18 protein-coding genes are annotated in these 19,011 nt (G+C 59.8%); all 18 read left to right on the forward strand.

Features of this window, described 5'->3' with window-relative positions; translation table 11 throughout:
• Positions 1-965 precede the first annotated feature (965 nt).
• Positions 966-1,376: a flagellar basal body rod protein FlgB gene (gene flgB / locus ACE4QZ_RS09490; protein WP_021785151.1), complete on the forward strand. Its 411-nt coding sequence runs from the start codon at positions 966-968 to the stop codon at positions 1,374-1,376.
• 2 nt (positions 1,377-1,378) lie between these two features.
• Positions 1,379-1,822 (forward strand): flagellar basal body rod protein FlgC, encoded by a 444-nt coding sequence (gene flgC, locus ACE4QZ_RS09495; protein ID WP_012051596.1) that lies wholly within the window; start codon positions 1,379-1,381, stop codon positions 1,820-1,822.
• Positions 1,823-1,834: 12 nt separating this feature from the next.
• Positions 1,835-2,536, forward strand: coding sequence for a flagellar hook assembly protein FlgD (gene flgD, locus ACE4QZ_RS09500; RefSeq protein WP_103462187.1), 702 nt, complete (start codon positions 1,835-1,837; stop codon positions 2,534-2,536).
• Between the two features lie 28 nt (positions 2,537-2,564).
• Positions 2,565-3,887 carry a flagellar hook protein FlgE gene (gene flgE, locus ACE4QZ_RS09505; protein ID WP_103462188.1) on the forward strand — a complete coding sequence of 441 codons (1,323 nt, stop codon included), beginning with the start codon at positions 2,565-2,567 and terminating at the stop codon, positions 3,885-3,887.
• Positions 3,888-3,957: 70 nt separating this feature from the next.
• Positions 3,958-4,149, forward strand: a complete 192-nt coding sequence (locus tag ACE4QZ_RS09510) for a hypothetical protein (protein ID WP_003254464.1) — start codon at positions 3,958-3,960, stop codon at positions 4,147-4,149.
• Between the two features lie 159 nt (positions 4,150-4,308).
• Positions 4,309-5,049 (forward strand): flagellar basal-body rod protein FlgF, encoded by a 741-nt coding sequence (gene flgF / locus ACE4QZ_RS09515; RefSeq protein ID WP_103462189.1) that lies wholly within the window; start codon positions 4,309-4,311, stop codon positions 5,047-5,049.
• Between the two features lie 47 nt (positions 5,050-5,096).
• A complete protein-coding gene (flgG, locus tag ACE4QZ_RS09520) occupies positions 5,097-5,882 on the forward strand; it encodes a flagellar basal-body rod protein FlgG (RefSeq protein WP_103462190.1) in 786 nt (261 codons plus the stop codon).
• A 36-nt stretch (positions 5,883-5,918) separates the two neighbouring features.
• Entirely contained in the window at positions 5,919-6,614 is a 696-nt protein-coding gene (flgH, locus tag ACE4QZ_RS09525; RefSeq protein WP_103462191.1) for a flagellar basal body L-ring protein FlgH, read from the forward strand.
• Positions 6,615-6,626: 12 nt separating this feature from the next.
• Positions 6,627-7,736, forward strand: coding sequence for a flagellar basal body P-ring protein FlgI (locus tag ACE4QZ_RS09530; RefSeq protein WP_103463134.1), 1,110 nt, complete (start codon positions 6,627-6,629; stop codon positions 7,734-7,736).
• Positions 7,737-7,747: 11 nt separating this feature from the next.
• Complete coding sequence (gene flgJ, locus ACE4QZ_RS09535; RefSeq protein WP_103462192.1) at positions 7,748-8,902, forward strand: flagellar assembly peptidoglycan hydrolase FlgJ; 1,155 nt, start codon at positions 7,748-7,750, stop codon at positions 8,900-8,902.
• A gap of 12 nt (positions 8,903-8,914) precedes the next feature.
• Entirely contained in the window at positions 8,915-10,957 is a 2,043-nt protein-coding gene (flgK, locus tag ACE4QZ_RS09540; RefSeq protein WP_103462193.1) for a flagellar hook-associated protein FlgK, read from the forward strand.
• A 13-nt stretch (positions 10,958-10,970) separates the two neighbouring features.
• Positions 10,971-12,536, forward strand: coding sequence for a flagellar hook-associated protein 3 (locus tag ACE4QZ_RS09545; RefSeq protein WP_103462194.1), 1,566 nt, complete (start codon positions 10,971-10,973; stop codon positions 12,534-12,536).
• Between the two features lie 417 nt (positions 12,537-12,953).
• Entirely contained in the window at positions 12,954-13,883 is a 930-nt protein-coding gene (locus ACE4QZ_RS09550) for a ketoacyl-ACP synthase III (protein WP_103462195.1), read from the forward strand.
• Between the two features lie 396 nt (positions 13,884-14,279).
• Positions 14,280-16,301 (forward strand): flagellin, encoded by a 2,022-nt coding sequence (locus ACE4QZ_RS09555; protein WP_410480431.1) that lies wholly within the window; start codon positions 14,280-14,282, stop codon positions 16,299-16,301.
• A gap of 76 nt (positions 16,302-16,377) precedes the next feature.
• The gene (locus ACE4QZ_RS09560) at positions 16,378-16,713 is read left to right on the forward strand and encodes a flagellar protein FlaG (protein ID WP_103462198.1); all 336 of its coding nucleotides are present in this window, start codon (positions 16,378-16,380) and stop codon (positions 16,711-16,713) included.
• A gap of 78 nt (positions 16,714-16,791) precedes the next feature.
• Positions 16,792-18,147 (forward strand): flagellar filament capping protein FliD, encoded by a 1,356-nt coding sequence (gene fliD / locus ACE4QZ_RS09565; protein WP_103462199.1) that lies wholly within the window; start codon positions 16,792-16,794, stop codon positions 18,145-18,147.
• Positions 18,148-18,226: 79 nt separating this feature from the next.
• Positions 18,227-18,622: a flagellar export chaperone FliS gene (gene fliS, locus ACE4QZ_RS09570; RefSeq protein WP_003254447.1), complete on the forward strand. Its 396-nt coding sequence runs from the start codon at positions 18,227-18,229 to the stop codon at positions 18,620-18,622.
• An 18-nt stretch (positions 18,623-18,640) separates the two neighbouring features.
• Complete coding sequence (locus ACE4QZ_RS09575; protein WP_019750731.1) at positions 18,641-18,934, forward strand: hypothetical protein; 294 nt, start codon at positions 18,641-18,643, stop codon at positions 18,932-18,934.
• Positions 18,935-19,011: the final 77 nt, after the last annotated feature.

A 19,011-nucleotide genomic window follows, 5' to 3' on the forward strand; every position in this document is an offset into this window, starting at 1 on the left:
TGGCCAATCCCCACCTGCTGTGCACCGTTGCTGCCGCTACCGTATTCGCGGGTAAACCCGCTCCTACACAGATCGGTGGTGGACACACATCGGAGGTTGGACGCAGCCCGCCGTAGGAGCGGGTTTACCCGCGAAGAGGCCGGCCCAGCTGGCCAATCCCCACCTGCCGTTCACCGTTGTCGCCGCTACCGTATTCGCGGGTAAACCCGCTCCTACACAGATTGGTGGTGGGCACACATCGGAGGTTGGACACTGTCCGCCGTAGGAGCGGGTTTACCCGCGAAGAGGCCGGCCCAGCTGGCCAATCCAATCCCCACCCGCTGTGCACCGTTGCTGCCGCTACCGTATTCGCGGGTAAACCCGCTCCTACACAGATCGGTGGTGGACACACATCGGAGGTTGGACGCAGCCCGCCGTAGGAGCGGGTTTACCCGCGAAGAGGCCGGCCCAGCTGGCCGATCTCCACCTGCCGTTCACCGTTGTCGCCGCTACCGTATTCGCGGGTAAACCCGCTCCTACACAGATCGGTGGTGGACACACATCGGAGGTTGGACGCAGCCCGCTGTAGGAGCGGGTTTACCCGCGAAGAGGCCGGCCCAGCTGGCCAATCTCCACCCGCCGTTCACCGTTGTCGCCGCTACCGTATTCGCGGGTAAACCCGCTCCTACACAGATCGGTGGTGGACACACATCGGAGGTTGGAGCCGGGCCGCTGTAGGAGCGGGTTTACCCGCGAAGAGGCCCGCCTAGGAAAACACTGACGTCAATTTTTTGTTTTGCCGCTTTTGCCGCCTATCAATTGCCGCTTTTGTCACCTCAGGCGGAAGGCCTTTGCCGCTTTTCTGGCATCAATCTGATAGTACTCTCCCGGTAAACCCCATAAATACGGGCTTTTCGGTGGTTGGCACAGCCCTTGCTATACCTTGCTCAACGAAATTCCGGTCAACCTCTAAAGGTTTCCCTGACATGAGCATCAGCTTCGACAAAGCGCTTGGTATTCACGAAAAGGCTCTGGGCTTCCGCGCCCAGCGCGCTGAAGTGCTGGCCAACAACATTGCCAACGCCGACACGCCCAACTACAAGGCGCGTGACATGGACTTCGCCTCGGTGCTCGCAGCCGAAAGCGACAAGCAGCAGAGCGGCGGCCGCTTCAGTCTTGACCGTACCAACAGCAGGCACATCGAGGCTGAAGGCCTGGCCATGGCCGATGAAACCCTCAAGTACCGCACGCCGCTGCAGCCGTCGATCGACCAGAACACCGTGGATGCGCAGATCGAGCAATCGAACTACACGGAAAACGCGATTGGCTTCCAGGCCAGCTTCACCTTGCTCAACAGTAAATTCAAAGGGCTGGTTTCCGCCCTGCGGGGAGAATGACCATGTCCCTTTCCAGTGTCTTCAACATTGCCGGTAGCGGCATGAGCGCACAGAACACGCGTCTGAACACCGTGGCGTCCAACATCGCCAACGCCGAGACCGTGTCTTCGAGCATCGACCAGACGTACCGCGCCCGCCACCCGGTGTTCGCCACCACCTTCCAGAACGCCCAGGCCGGCAGCAGCCAGTCGCTGTTCGAAGACCAGGGCGAGGCAGGGCAGGGCGTGCAGGTAAAAGGCATCGTCGAAGACCAGAGCACCCTGGAAGCACGCTACGAGCCGAACCACCCGGCGGCGAACAAGGACGGCTACGTCTACTACCCGAACGTCAACGTGGTCGAGGAGATGGCCGACATGATCTCCGCCAGCCGCGCGTTTCAGACCAACGCCGAACTGATGAACACGGCCAAGAGCATGATGCAGAAAGTGCTGACCCTTGGGCAGTGATAGGAAGCCGACATGACCACCACCAATTCCACTACAGACGTCGGCAGCGCGTACCTGACCTCGCTGCAGAAGCAGACGTCCAAGACTGACAGCTCTACCGGTGCCGCCGGCAGTGCGCTGGGCAAGGACGCGTTCCTGCAGTTGCTGGTTACCCAGATGCAGAACCAGAACCCGCTCGACCCGCAGGAAAATGGCGAGTTCGTGGCCCAGTTGGCGCAGTTCAGCAGCCTGGAAAGCATGCAGTCGCTGAACGACGCAGTGACCTACATCGCGGCCGGGCTGCAATCTTCCCAGGCCTTGCAGGCCTCCTCGCTGGTCGGGCGCAATGTCATTGTCCAGACCGACAAGGCCGTGGTCGATACCAGCAAGGACATGAAGGGCTCGGTCAACCTGACGTCGTCCAGTACCTCCACCTCGGTGGGGATCTACGACAAGGACGACAAGCTGGTGCGCACCATCGAGCTCGGTACCCAGAAGGGTGGCAGCATCGACTTTACCTGGGATGGCCTGAACGATGACGGTGAAGTCGCGGCCGCCGGGACCTACACCTTCAAGGCTACTGCCTCGATCGATGGCAAGGCCACGGCCATGACCACCAACCTGCCGGCTTCGGTTACCAGTGTGACCATGGGTACCAACGGTTCGGAGATGACGCTCAACCTGGCCGGGCTGGGCAGTGTTGCGCTTTCCAAAATCCAAAGCATCGGCATCTAGGGCCTGAGCAAAACGACAGGAGTTACACATGTCTTTCAATATCGGCCTTAGCGGCCTCTATGCAGCAAACAAGGCCCTGAACGTTACTGGCAACAACATTGCCAACGTTGCCACCACCGGCTTCAAGTCGTCGCGTGCCGAGTTCGCCGACCAGTACTCCAACTCCATTCGCGGCACTAGCGCGGGCAAGACCGTGATCGGCACCGGGGTAAAGACCGCCGCGGTTTCGCAGCTGTTCACGCCAGGTAATATCAACGCCACCGGCCAGGCGCTGGACATGGCTATTGATGGCAACGGCTTCTTTGCCCTGAACGACAACGGCTCGAAGATCTACACCCGTGCGGGCGCCTTCTACAGCGACAAGGCCGGTTATGTGGTGAATGCTTCGGGTGCCAACCTGCAGGGTTATGCGGTCGGCGAGGACGGCAAGATCATCCAGGGCATCCTGACTGACCTGCAGATCGATACTTCCAACCTGACGCCGAAGCCGACCAGCCTCATCACCGAGAAGATCAACCTGAACTCGGCCGCGACCTCCCCGTCGGTAACGCCATTTGATCCCACCAACGCCAGTTCCTACAACTTCACGTTCAATACTCCGGTGTACGACAGCCAGGGTAATGAACACCAGATGAATCAGTACTTCATCAAGGACGACGCGACCAATACCTGGTCCATGCACACCACTATCGATGGCCGCAACCCGGCCAATCCGGCTTCCACCGCGCCGCTGGTCAACGCTGTGCCGTTCAAGTCCGATGGTACGCTGGACAAGGACGCAATGATCGCGGGTGATGTCCCGGGCGGCCTGAGCATTGGCGAAGACAAGATCTTCCAGCTCAACGACTGGATCCCGGCGCAGAAAAACGCCGCCGGAGAGTGGTCGGCCAATGGCGCCATCGCCAACGCGGACGGTGTGAAGCTGGACATGCTGGGTGCCACCCAATACAACGCGTCCTCCGCAGAAATTGCAAAAACCCAGGATGGCTTCGCCACTGGTGAGCTGTCGGGGCTGAGCATCGACCAGAACGGCTACCTGTTTGCCAGCTTCACCAATGGCAAGGACAAGGTGATCGGCCAGGTGGCGATTGCCAACTTCGCCAACCTGCAGGGCCTGACGCCGATTGGCGGTACCAACTGGAAAGAGTCCTACGCCTCGGGCGTACCGGTAATCGGTGCCCCGGACACCGGTACCCTCGGCCAGATTTCTGGCGGTGCGCTGGAAGACTCCAACGTCGACCTGACCGGCGAGCTGGTCAACCTGATCAAGGCGCAGAGCAACTACCAGGCCAATGCCAAGACCATTTCCACTGAAAGCACCATCATGCAGACCATCATTCAGATGACCTGATGATTGTTTTTGCTGTGGTGTCTGTAATTGGGGTCGCAACGCGGCCCCAAGAACTTGAAGGTTCGTGCTAATGAAGCGGCTGTCATTATTGGCCTTGTTCCCCTTGCTGGTGCTGGTTCTGCCGGCCCCTGCCGCCCCCGCCCCGTTCTATCAATGGCAAAGTCTGGTCACCGGCCGCTACCTGTGCTCGGCCCACAACCCGGGCAAAGGCTGGGTGCGCCATTCCGGCCCCTACAACAACGCCGCCTGCCGCGCCCATTGAGCAAGCCCTTGCCGCAGGCGGCAAACATCCGCCGACAAACTGACGGTTATTGCCCCTCGCCACGCTGAAAGCCCCGTAAACCGGGTGTTTCAGACTTGGTTCGATTATTGCTTTGAACCACCCAGTGACAGCGCGGTAACTGCGCGCAGAGGAGAAACTGTGGACAAGTTGCTTTATGTGGCCATGACCGGCGCCAGCCAGAACGCGCTGGCGCAGAAGGCCCACGCCAACAACCTGGCGAACATTTCTACCAACGGTTTTCAGCGCGATCTGGAGCAGGCCCGTTCGATGCCGGTGTTCGGCGACAGCTTTCCGGCGCGCGCCTTCGCCATGACCGAGCGCCCGGCCACCGACTTCAGTGAAGGCCCGCTGGTCGAAACCGGCCGCGACCTTGACGTGGCGGTGACCGGCAAAGGCTTTATTGCCGTGCAGGCGCCGGACGGCAGCGAAGCCTATGTGCGTACCGGTAGCCTGAACATCGATGCCCTCGGTGTGCTGCGTGCCGGCAATGGCATGCCAGTGATCGGCAACGGTGGCCCGATCGCCATCCCGCCGGAGCAGAAAGTGGAAGTGGGTGCCGACGGCACCATCAGCATCCGCTCCATGGGTGAAGACCCGCGGGTGATGGCCGAGGTCGATCGCATCAAACTGGTCAACCCGGACACCAAAGGCCTGACGAAGGGCCTGGACGGTCTGATCCATACCACTTCCGGCCAGCCGGCCGATGCAGACGTCAATGTGCGGGTGGTGGCTGGCTTCGTGGAAGGCAGCAATGTCAACGCTGTCGAGGAAATGACCTCGGTGCTGGCGCTGTCCCGCCAGTTCGAACTGCACGTCAAGATGATGAACACGGCCAAGGAAGGCGACGAAGCCATGGCTCGGGTTTTGCAAATCGGCTAATCACTTTTGAACGGGTGCCGTAAAACAGGCGCACGAGGAGAACTTACATGCTTCCGGCTCTTTGGGTCGCTAAAACCGGCCTGTCCGCCCAGGACACCAACCTGACGGTCATTTCCAACAACCTGGCCAACGTCTCGACCACCGGCTTCAAGCGTGACCGCGCCGAATTTGCCGACCTGCTCTATCAGATCAAACGCCAGCCTGGCGCCCAGTCGACCCAGGACAGCGAGCTGCCCTCGGGCCTGCAGGTCGGTACCGGTGTGCGTATTGTGGGCACCCAGAAGAGCTTTGTTGCCGGCAGCCTGCAAACCACCGAAAACCCGTTGGACATGGCAGTCAACGGCCGTGGTTTCTTCCAGATCCTGCAGCCGGACGGCACCGTGTCGTACACCCGTGACGGTACCTTCCACCTGAACTCCGATGGCCAGATCGTCACCGCCAACGGCTACGCCCTGGAGCCTGCCATTGTCGTGCCTAACGACGCGCAGACCTTCACCGTTGGCCAGGACGGCACCGTGTCGATCACCACCGCCGGCAACCCGGCTGCACAGGTGATCGGCAACATCCAGACCGCCGATTTCATCAACCCGACCGGCCTGCAGGCGATCGGCGACAACCTGTTCCTTGAGACCGCCGCCAGTGGCGCACCTCAGGTCGGCACCCCAGGCCTGAACGGTTTTGGCACCACCCTGCAGCAGACGCTGGAGAACTCCAACGTCAGCACCGTGGAAGAGCTGGTGAACATGATCACCACCCAGCGTGCCTATGAGATGAACTCCAAGGTCATTTCCACGGCCGACCAGATGCTGTCGTTCGTTACTCAACAGCTCTAAGCCCTGTCACTCAGTTGCACCCGTGAGGTAAGCGTCATGAATCGTCTGTTGTCCGTTTTCGCCCTGGGGGGGGCGGTGTTGCTGGCAGGTTGCGTCGCGCCGACGCCCCGGCCCAACGACCCGTACTATGCGCCGGTGTTGCCGCGCACCCCATTGCCGGCAGCGGCCAACAACGGTTCGATCTACCAGGCCGGTTTTGAGCAGAACCTGTACAGCGACCGCAAGGCGTTCCGGGTGGGTGACATCATCACCATCACCCTCAACGAGAGAACCTCGGCCAGCAAGAACGCAGGTTCGCAGATCCAGAAGAACAGCTCGGCCAATATCGGCCTGACCTCGCTGTTCGGCAGCACACCGAACACCAACAACCCGTTCGGCGGTGGTGATCTGTCGCTGGAGGCTGGTTATAACGGCGAGCGTGCCACCAAGGGCGACAGCAAGGCCACCCAGGGCAACACCCTGACCGGTTCGATCACCGTCACTGTGGCCGAAGTGCTGCCCAACGGCATCATCGCCGTGCGCGGCGAGAAGTGGCTGACCTTGAACACCGGCGAAGAGCTGGTGCGCATTGCCGGCATGGTCCGCGCTGACGATATCGCCACTGACAATACCGTGCCGTCCACCCGCGTGGCCGACGCGCGCATCACCTATTCCGGCACGGGCTCGTTTGCCGATGCCAGCCAGCCCGGGTGGCTGGACCGCTTCTTCATCAGCCCGCTTTGGCCTTTCTGAGTACGGATGACCATGTTCAACGTAAGGCAGCTGATTGCCGCAACCCTGCTTTTGTCCTGTGCCTTCGCTGCCCAGGCCGAGCGCCTGAAGGACATTGCCAGCATCTCTGGCGTACGCTCCAACCAGTTGATTGGTTACGGCCTGGTGGTGGGCCTCAATGGCACGGGTGACCAGACCACCCAGACGCCATTCACCCTGCAAACCTTCAACAACATGCTGTCGCAGTTCGGCATCAAGGTGCCGGCCGGTTCCGGCAACGTGCAGCTGAAGAACGTTGCCGCAGTGTCGGTGCATGCCGACCTGCCACCGTTCGCCAAGCCGGGCCAGGTGGTGGACATTACCGTGTCGTCGATTGGTAACTCGAAGAGCCTGCGCGGCGGCAGCCTGTTGATGACCCCGCTCAAGGGTATCGACGGCAATGTCTACGCCATTGCCCAGGGCAACCTGGTTGTGGGCGGCTTTGATGCCGAGGGCCGTGACGGCTCGAAGATCACTGTCAACGTGCCGTCGGCTGGCCGTATTCCGGGTGGTGCCAGTGTCGAGCGTGCGGTGCCGAGCGGCTTCAACCAGGGCAATACCCTGACCCTGAACCTCAATCGCCCCGACTTCACGACCGCCAAGCGCATCGTGGACAAGGTCAACGACCTGCTCGGCCCTGGCGTGGCCCAGGCCTTGGACGGTGGTTCGGTACGGGTGAGCGCGCCGATGGACCCAAGCCAGCGCGTGGATTATCTGTCGATCCTCGAAAACCTCGAAATCGACCCGGGCCAGGCGGTGGCCAAGGTCATCATCAACTCGCGAACCGGCACCATCGTCATCGGCCAGAACGTCAAGGTGTCGCCGGCGGCGGTAACCCACGGCAGCCTGACCGTGACCATTACCGAAGACCCGATCGTCAGCCAGCCGGGGGCCTTCTCCAATGGCCAGACGGCTGTGGTGCCACGCTCGCGGGTCAATGCAGAGCAGGAAGCCAAGCCGATGTTCAAGTTCGGCCCGGGTACCACGCTGGACGAAATCGTCCGCGCGGTGAACCAGGTGGGCGCAGCGCCCGGAGACCTGATGGCGATTCTCGAAGCCTTGAAACAGGCCGGTGCCTTGCAGGCCGACCTGATCGTGATCTGAGGACGGCACGGATGAATATCAAAAGCCAGGTATCCGGTAGTGCCGACAGCGGCGCCTATACCGACCTCAACCGCCTGAGTGCCCTCAAGCACGGCGACCGCGACAGCGAAGCCAATGTGCGCAAGGTGGCCCAGGAGTTCGAGTCGCTGTTCATCAGTGAAATGCTCAAGGCCTCGCGCAAGGCCAGTGACGTGCTGGCCGACGACAACCCGATGAACACCGAAACGGTCAAACAGTACCGCGACATGTACGACCAGCAGCTGGCCGTAAGCATGTCTCGCGAAGGGGGCGGCATCGGCCTGCAGGACGTGCTGGTACGCCAGCTGACCAAGGGTCGCAGTGCGTCGGTCAATACCAGCCCGTTCCCGCGCGTCGATAGCAGTGGCCCGGCATTGTGGGGCAACAAGGTGGCGGAGCCGGTGCATACCATGGCCTCGTCCGCTACCCGCAATGACGTTGCAGCACTCAATGCGCGGCGCCTGGCCTTGCCCAGCAAGCTCACCGACCGCCTGTTGGCCGGTATCGTGCCATCGGCGGAAACCGCCAACAACGCCGCCGTGCCAGCCCGTGACGGCCAGCAAGTGGCCAAGGCCTTCGCCGTGCCGGACAACGGCCTGCGCATTGTCGGCCGCGCCGTGGCCCAGCCGCCGCTGGCGCCGAACAAGGCTTTCATCGACAGCGACGCCTTCGTCGCCACCATGCTGCCAATGGCCGAGCAGGCCGCCAAGCGCATTGGTATCGACCCACGCTACCTGGTGGCCCAGGCCGCGCTGGAAACCGGTTGGGGCAAGTCGGTGATGCGCAACAGCGACGGCAGCAGCAGCCACAACCTGTTCGGCATCAAAGCCACCGGCAACTGGCAAGGCGATCAGGCGCGGGCGATCACCAGCGAATTCCGCGATGGCCAGTTCGTCAAGGAAACCGCAGCGTTCCGCAGCTACGACTCGTACCAGGACAGCTTCCACGACCTTGTCACCTTGTTGCAGAGCAATTCTCGCTATCAAGGTGCGCTGGATGCGGCCGATAACCCTGAGCAGTTTGCAAGAGAGCTGCAAAAGGCAGGTTATGCGACCGACCCGGGCTATGCGAAGAAGATCATCAGCATTGCCCAGCAAATGCAGTCAACCCCGCAATACGCCATGGCTGGCAGAACCACGAACTTATAAAAGGACTAAATCATGTCGAGCCTGATTTCCATCGGCCTGAGTGGCCTGAGTGCCAGCCAGGCTGCCTTGTCGGTAACCAGTAACAACATCGCCAACGCCGCGACCAGTGGCTACTCGCGCCAGCAGACAGTTCAGGCGGCGGGGCCTTCGCACAACATTGGCGCCGGTTTCCTGGGTACCGGGACCACGCTGGCGGATGTGCGTCGCATCTACAGTTCCTACCTGGACAACCAACTGCAGACGGCCACCTCGTTGCAGGCAGACTCGCTGACGTTCCAGGACCAGATCACCAGTGTCGACAAGCTGCTGGCAGACCGTGATACCGGTATCAGCTCGGTCCTTACCGCATTCTTCTCGGCCCTGCAGACTGCGGCGGCCAAGCCGGGTGACGTTGCCTCGCGCCAGTTGCTGCTGACCCAGGCGCAAACCCTGAGCAACCGCTTCAACGCGGTGAGCACCCAGCTGACTCAACAGAACGCTACGATCAACTCCCAGCTCGACACCATGGCCGGCCAGGTGAACAAACTCACCGCCAACATTGCCGAGTACAACAAGCAGATCACCGCGGCCAGCGCCTCCGGTAACACCCCCAACAGCCTGCTGGATGCGCGCAGCGAAGCCGTGCGCCAGCTCAATGAGCTGGTAGGGGTGACGGTGCAGGAGCGTGATGGCAACTACGATGTGTACCTGGGCAGTGGTCAGTCGCTGGTCACTGGCACCAAGGCCAACACCTTGTCGGTGGAGCCGGGTGTGGCTGACAAGAGCCAGGTTGCCCTGCGAATCAACTATGACTCGTTCAGCTCGGACGTGACCTCGGTGGTGTCCGGTGGCGCCATTGGTGGCCTGTTGCGTTATCGCCAGGACGTGCTGACGCCGTCGATGAACGAACTCGGTCGCGTTGCCCTGGTGGTTGCCGACAGCATCAACGGCCAGCTGGGGCAGGGCCTGGATGCCAACGGCCAGTTCGGCAGCTCGCTGTTCTCCAGCATCAACAGCGCCACCGCCATTGCCCAGCGCAGCCTGGCCTCGTCGAACAACAGTGCCGGCTCCGGCAACCTGGATGTCACCATCGCCAACAGCGGTGCGTTGACCACCTACGACTACGAGGTGAAGTTCACCAGCGCCAACCAGTACAGTGTGCGCCGCTCCGACGGCACCGACATGGGCAGCTTCGACCTGAATGCCGACCCGGCACCCGTGATCGACGGTTTCAGTCTGGCGTTGAAAGGCGGCGGTCTGGCGGCTGGTGACAGCTTCAAGGTCATCCCCACCCGTGCAGCTGCCGGTAGCATTACCACGACCCTGACCGATGCCAACAAGCTGGCCTTCGCCGGGCCCGTCAGCGCTACTTCGGGCAGTGGCAACAGCGGTACTGGCACCATCACCCAGCCGACCCTGAGCGAGTCGCTGGACATCTACGGCGGTGCCGATACCGCGCTGATCCAGCAGTCGATTCGCGATTCGATGCCGGTGCGTGTGGTGTTCGACGCTGCCAGCGGTGGCTCCCAGGGCTACAAGCTGTTCGATGCCAAGGGCACCCAGATTGGCACTGGCAGCGTGGTACCGGGGCAGGACAACAAGCTGTCCATCGCCGTGCCGATGCTGGATGGGGCTGGCGACCCGATTCTGGATGGCAGCGGTAACCCGCGTACCTTTGCCGTCGAAACCACCATTGGCGGCAGCCCTGCGGCCAATGACAGCTTTACCCTGTCGTTTAATGCCGACGGCAAGGCGGACAACCGCAATGCTAACGCGCTGCTGGACCTGCAGACCAAGTCGACCGTGGGCACCAATTCTGGCACCGGGACCAGCTTCACCTCGGCCTACGCCTCGCTGGTCGAGCGGGTAGGGGCCAAGGCCAGCCAGGCCACCATTGACACCACGGCGACCCAGGCAGTGCTCAAGTCTGCGACCGAAAGCCGCAGCGCAGTGTCGGGCGTCAACCTCGATGATGAAGCGGCCAGCCTGGTGAAGTTCCAGCACTACTACACAGCGTCGTCGCAGATCATCAAGGCGGCGCAAGAAACCTTCTCCACCCTGATCAACGCCCTGTAAGGAGTAGCGGACCGTGCGTATTTCAACTGCTCAGTTCTATGAGACCAGCGCCACTAGCTACTCCCAGAACTACTCCAACTTGGCCAAGATTACCGAACAGGTCACCTCCAAATCGCGCATCCAGTCGGCCGGTGACGACCCGGTCGGCGCTGCGCGCTTGCTGGTGCTGCAGCAACAGAGCGCCTTGTTGGAGCAGTACAGCGGCAACATGACCACGGTCAAGAACGCCCTGCTGCAGGAAGAGAGCGTGCTATCGACCATCAACGATGCCCTGCAGCGTGCCAGCGAGCTGGCGATCCAGGCGGGTAACGGGGGCCTGAGCGATGCCGACCGTACCTCGATCGCCAGCGAGATCAAGGAAATCGAAGCCAACGTGTTCGGTCTGCTGAACTCGCGCGATGCCAACGGCGACTACATGTTTGGCGGCTCCAAGTCGTCGACCCCGCCCTATGTGCGCAACGCCGACGGCACCTACAGCTACCAGGGCGACCAGACCCAGCTGAGCCTGCAGGTGTCCGACACCTTGCGCCTGGCGACCAACGACACCGGCTACAGCATTTTCGACCAGGCCACCAATAACAGCCGCACCCAGTCGAGCCTGGTAGCACCGTCGCCGGATGACGGCAAGGTATTGCTGTCTGGCGGCCTGTTGACCTCGGCCGCCACCTACGGCAATCAGTTTGCCGCTGGTCAGCCGTATTCTGTCACCTTCACCAGTGCCACCGAGTACAGCGTGAGGGATGCCGCCGGCAATGACATCACCAATGAAACCGCCGGCAAGGGCAAGTTCGACGTCAATACCGAAGGCGGCAAGATGATCTCGCTGCGCGGTGTCGACTTCGAGATCAATCTGAACCTAGTGGAAGGTGACGATGCTGACGCCGTCGTTGCCGGCCATGTGTTCACCCTCGAAGCCAAGCCCGATACCCTCACGGCGACGCGTAGCGCGGGCAACCCGTCGACGGCGCAGGTGACCGGCACCAGCGTTACCGACCCGGAAGTTTACCGTAGCACCTTCCCAAGCAACGGCGCGGTGATCCGCTTCACCAGCGACACCGAGTATTCTCTGTATGCGCAGCCGTACAGTGCCGAAAGCAAGCCGATTGGCTCGGGCACAGTAGGGGCGGGCAACGCAGTGACGGTGGCAGGCGTTACCTACCAGTTCGACAGCGCGCCGAAGCAAGGCGACCAGTTCTCGGTCAATGCCAATACCCATCGCACGCAGAACGTACTGGATACCCTTGGTCAGCTACGCAGCGCTCTGGAAAAGCCGCTGGACACGCCCGAGGCGCAGGCTGCACTGAAAACCGCCACCGACTCGGCGATTTCCAACCTGGCCAGTGCCCGGGATCGTATCGACATTACCCGTGGCTCGATCGGTGCACGAGGCAACTCGCTGGATATTCAGGCGCAGGAAAACGAAAGCCTGGGGCTGGCCAACCAAAGCACACAAAGTGCCATTGGCGATACTGACATGGCCTCGGCAACCATTCAGCTGACCCTGCAGCAGGCCATGCTTGAAGCTTCGCAGCTGGCGTTTGCGCGCATTTCTCAGCTAAGCCTGTTCGACAAGATCTAATCTGCCTGCCTGATTCTGGGGCTGCTGCGCAGCCCTATCGCGACACAAGGCCCCCCACAGGTCGTCCTCTCTCCTGGAGGTGGCGTATTTTTGGGAGCGGCCTTGCGTCGCGAAAGGGCCGCGAAGCGGCCCCATCGATATTTGCTGCGAAGCTGATCATTCGGGGTCCAGTGCTCGCCCGGTCATTCCGCAAATTCCCCAGTCCCCACATCCTCACCACGGCTTTCGTAGCATTTCAATGTGACCAATGAGTCAAAACGCTCATCTTCCCTGTATTCTATGCAGCAGCTGTTGCAGCATTTTGTTACCGGTGCGCAGGCGAGCCCTGCCTACAACCCCTGGCGGTGACCGCTCCGGTATTTGGCGCCCTCAATTCATCGAGTGGTGGTCTTTGGCTGTTTTCATTGGGAAGCCAGAATGATTGGCATCAAAAGCATTGCGAGTTACGTGCCCACCGCTGGCCTGGACAACTACGTTCAGGGTGCGAAGTTCGGCAAGGACGAAGAGTTCATGTTCGGCAAGATCGGTGCGTCGTTCCTGCCGCGCAAGGCCGAAGAGCAAGAAACCTCCGACCTGTGCGTAGAAGCCGCCCAGGCGCTGTTCGCCAGCAACCCCGACCTTGATCCGCAATCGATCGATGCGTTGATCGTGGTCACCCAGAACGGCGACGAAGAAGGCTTGCCGCACACCGCAGCCATCGTCCAGAGCAAACTTGGCCTGTCTACCCGCGTGGCAGCGTTCGACGTGTCGCTGGGCTGCTCCGGCTATGTGTATGGCCTGTATGCGATCAAAGGCTTCATGGAGGCGGCAGGCCTGAAGAACGGCCTGCTGATCACCGCCGACCCGTATTCGAAGATCGTCGACCCGGAAGATCGCAACACCACCATGCTGTTCGGCGACGCCGCCACGGCAACCTGGATGGGTGAAAACGCGGTATGGAACCTGGGCCAGGCGCGTTTCGGCACTGACGGTTCCGGGGCTGAGCACCTGAAAGTCAGCGACGGCAAGTTCTTCATGAACGGCCGCCAGGTATTCAACTTCGCCCTGATCAAGGTGCCAGCGCACCTGCACGAGCTGCTGGATGCCAGCGGCCTGAAGTCGTCGGATATCGACGCCTTCTGCATCCACCAGGGCAGTGCGGCGATTGTCGACGCCGTGGCGCGACGCTTTGAAGAGCAACACCCGGAGAAGTTCGTCAAAGACATGCTGGAAACCGGCAATACGGTGTCCTCCAGTGTTCCGCTGCTGCTGCAGAAGCACATGCTCGATGGCAACTGGAAGCGCGTGGCGATCAGTGGTTTTGGCGTGGGCCTGTCGTGGGGCTCGGCCATCCTGTACCGCGACTGATCCCCCGGTCAGCCCACAAAAGCGCCCGGCGGCCACCGCCCGGCGCTTTTTTTCTGCCGAAAATAAACTTCTGCCTAACGCAGCCCGTCGTAGGAGCGGGTTCACCCGCGAAGAAGGCAGCTCGGTCTATGGCACCGGCTTTGCCGGTGTTCGCGGGTGAACCCGCTCCTACAGACGGGATGAGGCATTCAGCCCCAGTTCGAACAGTTTTTGACGCCAATAAACCGCCCTTAACCCCTTGATTTCTCAGGGCTGGCCCCATGCCAGTATTTTTTTTTTGAAAAACCCCTCAAGCAACCCGCGCACCCGACGATAACCATTACGAAGGTTCTCTAGGCCACACCCGGCTGTCGCCAGGGCCGGAAGCCGCAGTATCCATACAACGAGGAATTCGTCATGGCTTTGACCGTTAACACTAACATCACCTCCTTGGGCGTTCAGAAGAACCTGAACCGTGCTTCCGACGCGCTGGGCACCTCCATGTCCCGCCTGTCCTCTGGCCTGAAAATTAACAGCGCCAAAGACGACGCCGCTGGCCTGCAAATTTCCAACCGTCTGACCAGTCAGATCAGCGGTCTCAACGTTGCCGTAAAAAACGCCAACGACGGTATCTCCATCGCCCAGACCGCTGAAGGTGCGATGCAAGCTTCCACGAACATCCTGCAGCGTATGCGCGAACTGGCTCTGCAATCGGCGAACGGCTCGAACAGCGATGAAGACCGTACCTCGCTGCAGCAAGAGTTCACCGCGCTGTCGGGCGAACTGACCCGTATTTCCAGCACCACTACTTTCGGTGGTCGTAACCTGTTGGATGGTACTTTCACCAGCACCAGCTTCCAAGTTGGCGCGAATGCGAACGAAACTATCTCGTTCGGTATGAAGAGCGTTAGCGCTAGTGAGCTGAAAGGTTCCTATAACGAAGCGTCGGTAGATGCTGGTACCAACAAGCTGAGCGCTGTTGTCACAGGCAAGGCTGGGGTAATTACTTCCAACGCCAACGACGTAAGCTCCGCGAAATTTGTTGCTCAAGAAAAAACGTTGGGCGCTACTGGTGCTGGCAAAATCACCATTGGCACTACTGATGTTGATCTGGCTGCAACCGACAATCTGGATAGCATCGTTACCAAGATCAATGCTGCAGGTGTCACCGGCATCACTGCATCGAACCAGGGCGGTGTGCTGCGCCTCAACAACACCGGTGCCGACATGGCGCTCGCTGGTGATGCCAGTACTCTGGCCGCAGTTGGTCTGACAGCTGGCGCTACCGCAATTGTTGGTACTACTGACACCGATGGTACGGTGCAGATGGGGGTCCAGGCAATTGGCGCAGCCGGTGACTTGGTCATTGGCAGTTCTGCAATCCGTCTCGCAGCAACTGATACCCTTGAAGATGTCGTAAATAAAGTTAACCAGTACTCTTCTTCGACTGGCGTAACTGCCAAAATTGCTGATAACGGCGATGGCACTGGCTCTCTCAGCCTGAGTTCGAAAACTGACTTCACCCTGGGCGCTTCCACTAGTGCAGCTGTTGCAACCGCGTTTGGTTACGGCACTGCTGGCGGTGATGTTGCTGTTACGACCACTACTGGCCTGACTTCCGATGCTTCCATCAAAGTTAATGGTCAGGGGTTCAGCTTTAAGGCTGGCGATACCCTGAGCTCGATCGTTGCTTCGATCAATGACGGTGCTGGTGGTGTGGGTTCTGGTGATGGGACCAAGGCCACTGGTGTGACCGCTAGCGCCAGCGCTGATGGTCGTCTGATTCTGACCTCGGCCGATGGCAAAGACATCAAGCTGGAAAATAACAGCGCTGGCGCACTGGACACCTTGGGTCTGACCTCTGGTAACACCAAGGCCAAGCTGACCGAGGCTACTTCGATCACCGTCAATAATGTCGAAGTTAAATTCAAGAAAGACGACGACATGGCGGCCATCGCTGCAGCAATTAACAGCTCGAGCAGCGGCGTTACTGCCTCTGTAAACGACGACGGTACCTTGGGTCTGTTCGCTGACCAAAACATCGTAATTGCAGATGGTAGCAATGGCACCGGTCTTGCTGCTCTGGGTCTGAGCGCTGGTACCACCAACGCAGTGACTATGAATACTTCGGTCAACGACCTGAGCATCCTGGATGCCGCGAGCGCCCAGCAAGCCATCCAGGCTCTTGATGGCGCAATCCAGCAGGTGGACAGCCAGCGTTCTCAGCTGGGTGCTGTTCAAAACCGTTTCGACAGCACCGTCGATAACCTGCAGAGCATCGGCGAAAACTCCACTGCTGCCCGCAGCCGTGTGCAAGATGCTGACTTCGCGGCTGAAACTGCCGAACTGACCAAGCAGCAAACCCTGCAACAGGCTTCCACCGCGATCCTGTCCCAGGCCAACCAGCTGCCGTCGTCGGTACTGAAACTGCTGGGCTAATTTCAAAAGCTGAGTAGTTTGACGAAGGGTACGGCGACGTACCCTTTCGTCTTTCCGAGAATAAGAGGTGTAAGACATGGATATGAGCGTGAAGCTAGGCCTGTCCTATCCCGCCTCCGCTGCGCCTGACACATCGGCGAGCAAGCGGCAAGCAAGCGACCCGGTCGACAAACAACCCAAGCCTGAAGCTCGGCAAGACTTGGAAAGCGCCATCAGTGCCATCCAGGATTTCGTCAAGGCTTCAGAGCGACAACTCGACTTCTCGATCGATGACTCCACCGGCCAGGTGGTAGTCAAGGTCATTGCCCGCCAAAGCGGCGAAGTCATCCGCCAGCTGCCCTCCGAAGTGGCGCTGAAGCTGGCGGAAAACCTGAAGGATGCCAACAGCCTGTTGTTCGACACTCAGGTCTGATTGGCACGGCTTTTGTTGTAAAGCCGCACGGACGCGTTTTCGTCGGTTTTTCGACGGTCACCGAAATGGAGAGTGAAGATGGCGAGTTCAACTATTACCGGCCTGGGTTCTGGTCTTAAGATCGACGAAATCGTTGCGGCGCTAGCAAATGCCGAAAAGGCGCCCAAGCAGAAACAGATCAATACCCAAGCCACTACGGCCACTACTTCGCTGTCGGCTATCGGTACCATCAAAAGTGCGCTGGACACGTTCCGTGCGGCAATCGCCAAGCTGAATACGGCATCAAGTTTTTCCGGTTTGGCGTCATCGTCGTCCGACGAGGCGATTGCAAAGATCAAGCTGGGCGACGGGGCTTCGTCGGGCAATTACGCGCTTGAAGTAACCCAATTGGCAACTGCTTCGAAGATATCGACGCAGGTTTATGACAAGACCTCTACCTTAGTCAACGATTCGGGTGAGCCACAGACCCTCACTATCAGTCAGGGCAGTTCTACCCACAGTGTCACCATCGCCGACGGTGCAACGCTGCAGCAGGCTCGCGATGCGATCAACGGCCAACTTCAGTCCAAAGGCATTACAGCCAACATCGTTACAGATGCCAAAGGTTCGCGGCTGATATTCTCGTCTACAAAGATGGGCGAGGGTACCGAGTTGACGCTTGGTGGCACCGCCAGCATGGCGACCGGTGTCACAACGGTCGCTAAACCCCAAAATGCCAAATATACACTGGACGGTCTGGAGCTAGAATCAGCGTCCAATACTGTCACTGGAGCCGTCAGTGGTGTCGATATCACGCTGGTCAAAGAGGGTAAGGCCAACCTTGGGATCGCCAGCAACAACGATACCTTGAAGACCTCCGTACAGTCTTTTGTCACGGCCTATAACGCGCTTATGACAGCAGTCAACGCCCAGACCAAGGTCACCACGGGCGCTGACGGCGCTGCTACCGGAGCGGCAGCGTTGACTGGCGATGCAACCATGCGCTCGCTTGTTAACTCGATTCGTAGCGAGATCACTCGTAGCGTGGGGACTACTGGTCTGAGTAGTCTGTCGCAGCTGGGTATCAATACTGTCCAGAAGACCGGCCTGCTGGAGTTAAACGATACAAAGTGGGATGCAGCGGTCAAGACCTACGGGGCTGACATCAGTGGGCTGTTTACCGGAAAAGATGGCTTGCTGACCCGGCTGACAAGCACTACCGAGGATTATGTAAAAACTGGCGGGATACTGGAGACTCGCCAGACAAACTTGACCAACCAGCTTAAAGAGCTCGATGAGGCGCAGGCAGCGCTTGATCGCCGCATCACTTCGCTTACCGATACGCTGACCAAAAAATATAACGCCATGGACACCATGGTTGCTCAGCTAAAGGCCACCAGCGACAGCGTGATGACCACGCTCAATGCCCTGAACAAGTCCAACAGCGACGACTGATTACGTTAAAGAAAACCGGGCTGCGGCCGATTCAATAGGTATGCGGCCCACGGCCAGCCCCGTTCACTGAGGATCCCCCATGCACCCGATGAGAGCCCTTCGCCAGTACCAGAAGGTCAATTCCCACGCCCAGATTTCTGAAGCCACTCCGCACCGCTTGGTGCAGTTGCTGATGGAAGGCTCGCTCGACCGCATGGCTCAGGCCAAGGGTGCGATCGCGCGTGGCGATGTGGCGCTGAAGGGTGTGATGCTGGGCAAGGCCATTGACATCATCGGTGGTCTGCGTGAGGGGCTGGATAAGGAAAAGACCGATAACCCAGACGAACTGGACCGCCTCGACAGCCTGTACGACTACATGGCTCGCCGCCTGACTCAGGCCAACCTGCATAGCGACCCGGCCATGATCGACGAAGTCGCGCAGTTGATGATCACTGTCAAAAGCGGCTGGGATGCCATCGCCTCCGCCGAGCAATAACACCCTGAGGAGCCCCCCATGAGCGCGCTGCAGCAAATCGAAGACACCCGCCTTGCCCTGAGCGAGGCCCTGCAAGTGCGCGACTGGGCGGCCATTGGTGAGTTGGACTTGGCCTGTCGTGCGCTGATGGATGAATTACTGCAAGAGAATCAGGATGATGAGGCCGTAATCCGGGCCAATCTGGAAGCGTTGATGGCGGTTTATCGTCAACTGATCGAGGTTGCAAGTGACGAGCGTCAATCCTTGGTCGCGCAAATGTCGAATATCAACCAAGCGAAACACGCCACAAAGGTATACCATCTGTTCAGCTGAAGCTGGGCAGAGAGCAACGCTTCGGCGCCATAAATTTGACTGCCTTTAAGTTTTTGACTTTACTAGTGGCTGTTTTC

This window comes from Pseudomonas sp. DCA-1, from assembly GCF_046523955.1.
Classification (GTDB): domain Bacteria; phylum Pseudomonadota; class Gammaproteobacteria; order Pseudomonadales; family Pseudomonadaceae; genus Aquipseudomonas; species Aquipseudomonas putida_Y.

Bases quoted from the DNA above. Each gene is read 5' to 3' on its own strand.
- flgB (WP_021785151.1), top strand. From the start codon at position 966: ATGAGCATCAGCTTCGACAAAGCGCTTGGTATTCACGAAAAGGCTCTG.
- flgC (WP_012051596.1), top strand. From the start codon at position 1,379: ATGTCCCTTTCCAGTGTCTTCAACATTGCCGGTAGCGGCATGAGCGCA.
- flgD (WP_103462187.1), top strand. From the start codon at position 1,835: ATGACCACCACCAATTCCACTACAGACGTCGGCAGCGCGTACCTGACC.
- flgE (WP_103462188.1), top strand. From the start codon at position 2,565: ATGTCTTTCAATATCGGCCTTAGCGGCCTCTATGCAGCAAACAAGGCC.
- ACE4QZ_RS09510 (WP_003254464.1), top strand. From the start codon at position 3,958: ATGAAGCGGCTGTCATTATTGGCCTTGTTCCCCTTGCTGGTGCTGGTT.
- flgG (WP_103462190.1), top strand. From the start codon at position 5,097: ATGCTTCCGGCTCTTTGGGTCGCTAAAACCGGCCTGTCCGCCCAGGAC.
- flgH (WP_103462191.1), top strand. From the start codon at position 5,919: ATGAATCGTCTGTTGTCCGTTTTCGCCCTGGGGGGGGCGGTGTTGCTG.
- ACE4QZ_RS09530 (WP_103463134.1), top strand. From the start codon at position 6,627: ATGTTCAACGTAAGGCAGCTGATTGCCGCAACCCTGCTTTTGTCCTGT.
- flgJ (WP_103462192.1), top strand. From the start codon at position 7,748: ATGAATATCAAAAGCCAGGTATCCGGTAGTGCCGACAGCGGCGCCTAT.
- flgK (WP_103462193.1), top strand. From the start codon at position 8,915: ATGTCGAGCCTGATTTCCATCGGCCTGAGTGGCCTGAGTGCCAGCCAG.
- ACE4QZ_RS09550 (WP_103462195.1), top strand. From the start codon at position 12,954: ATGATTGGCATCAAAAGCATTGCGAGTTACGTGCCCACCGCTGGCCTG.
- ACE4QZ_RS09555 (WP_410480431.1), top strand. From the start codon at position 14,280: ATGGCTTTGACCGTTAACACTAACATCACCTCCTTGGGCGTTCAGAAG.
- ACE4QZ_RS09560 (WP_103462198.1), top strand. From the start codon at position 16,378: ATGGATATGAGCGTGAAGCTAGGCCTGTCCTATCCCGCCTCCGCTGCG.
- fliD (WP_103462199.1), top strand. From the start codon at position 16,792: ATGGCGAGTTCAACTATTACCGGCCTGGGTTCTGGTCTTAAGATCGAC.
- fliS (WP_003254447.1), top strand. From the start codon at position 18,227: ATGCACCCGATGAGAGCCCTTCGCCAGTACCAGAAGGTCAATTCCCAC.
- ACE4QZ_RS09575 (WP_019750731.1), top strand. From the start codon at position 18,641: ATGAGCGCGCTGCAGCAAATCGAAGACACCCGCCTTGCCCTGAGCGAG.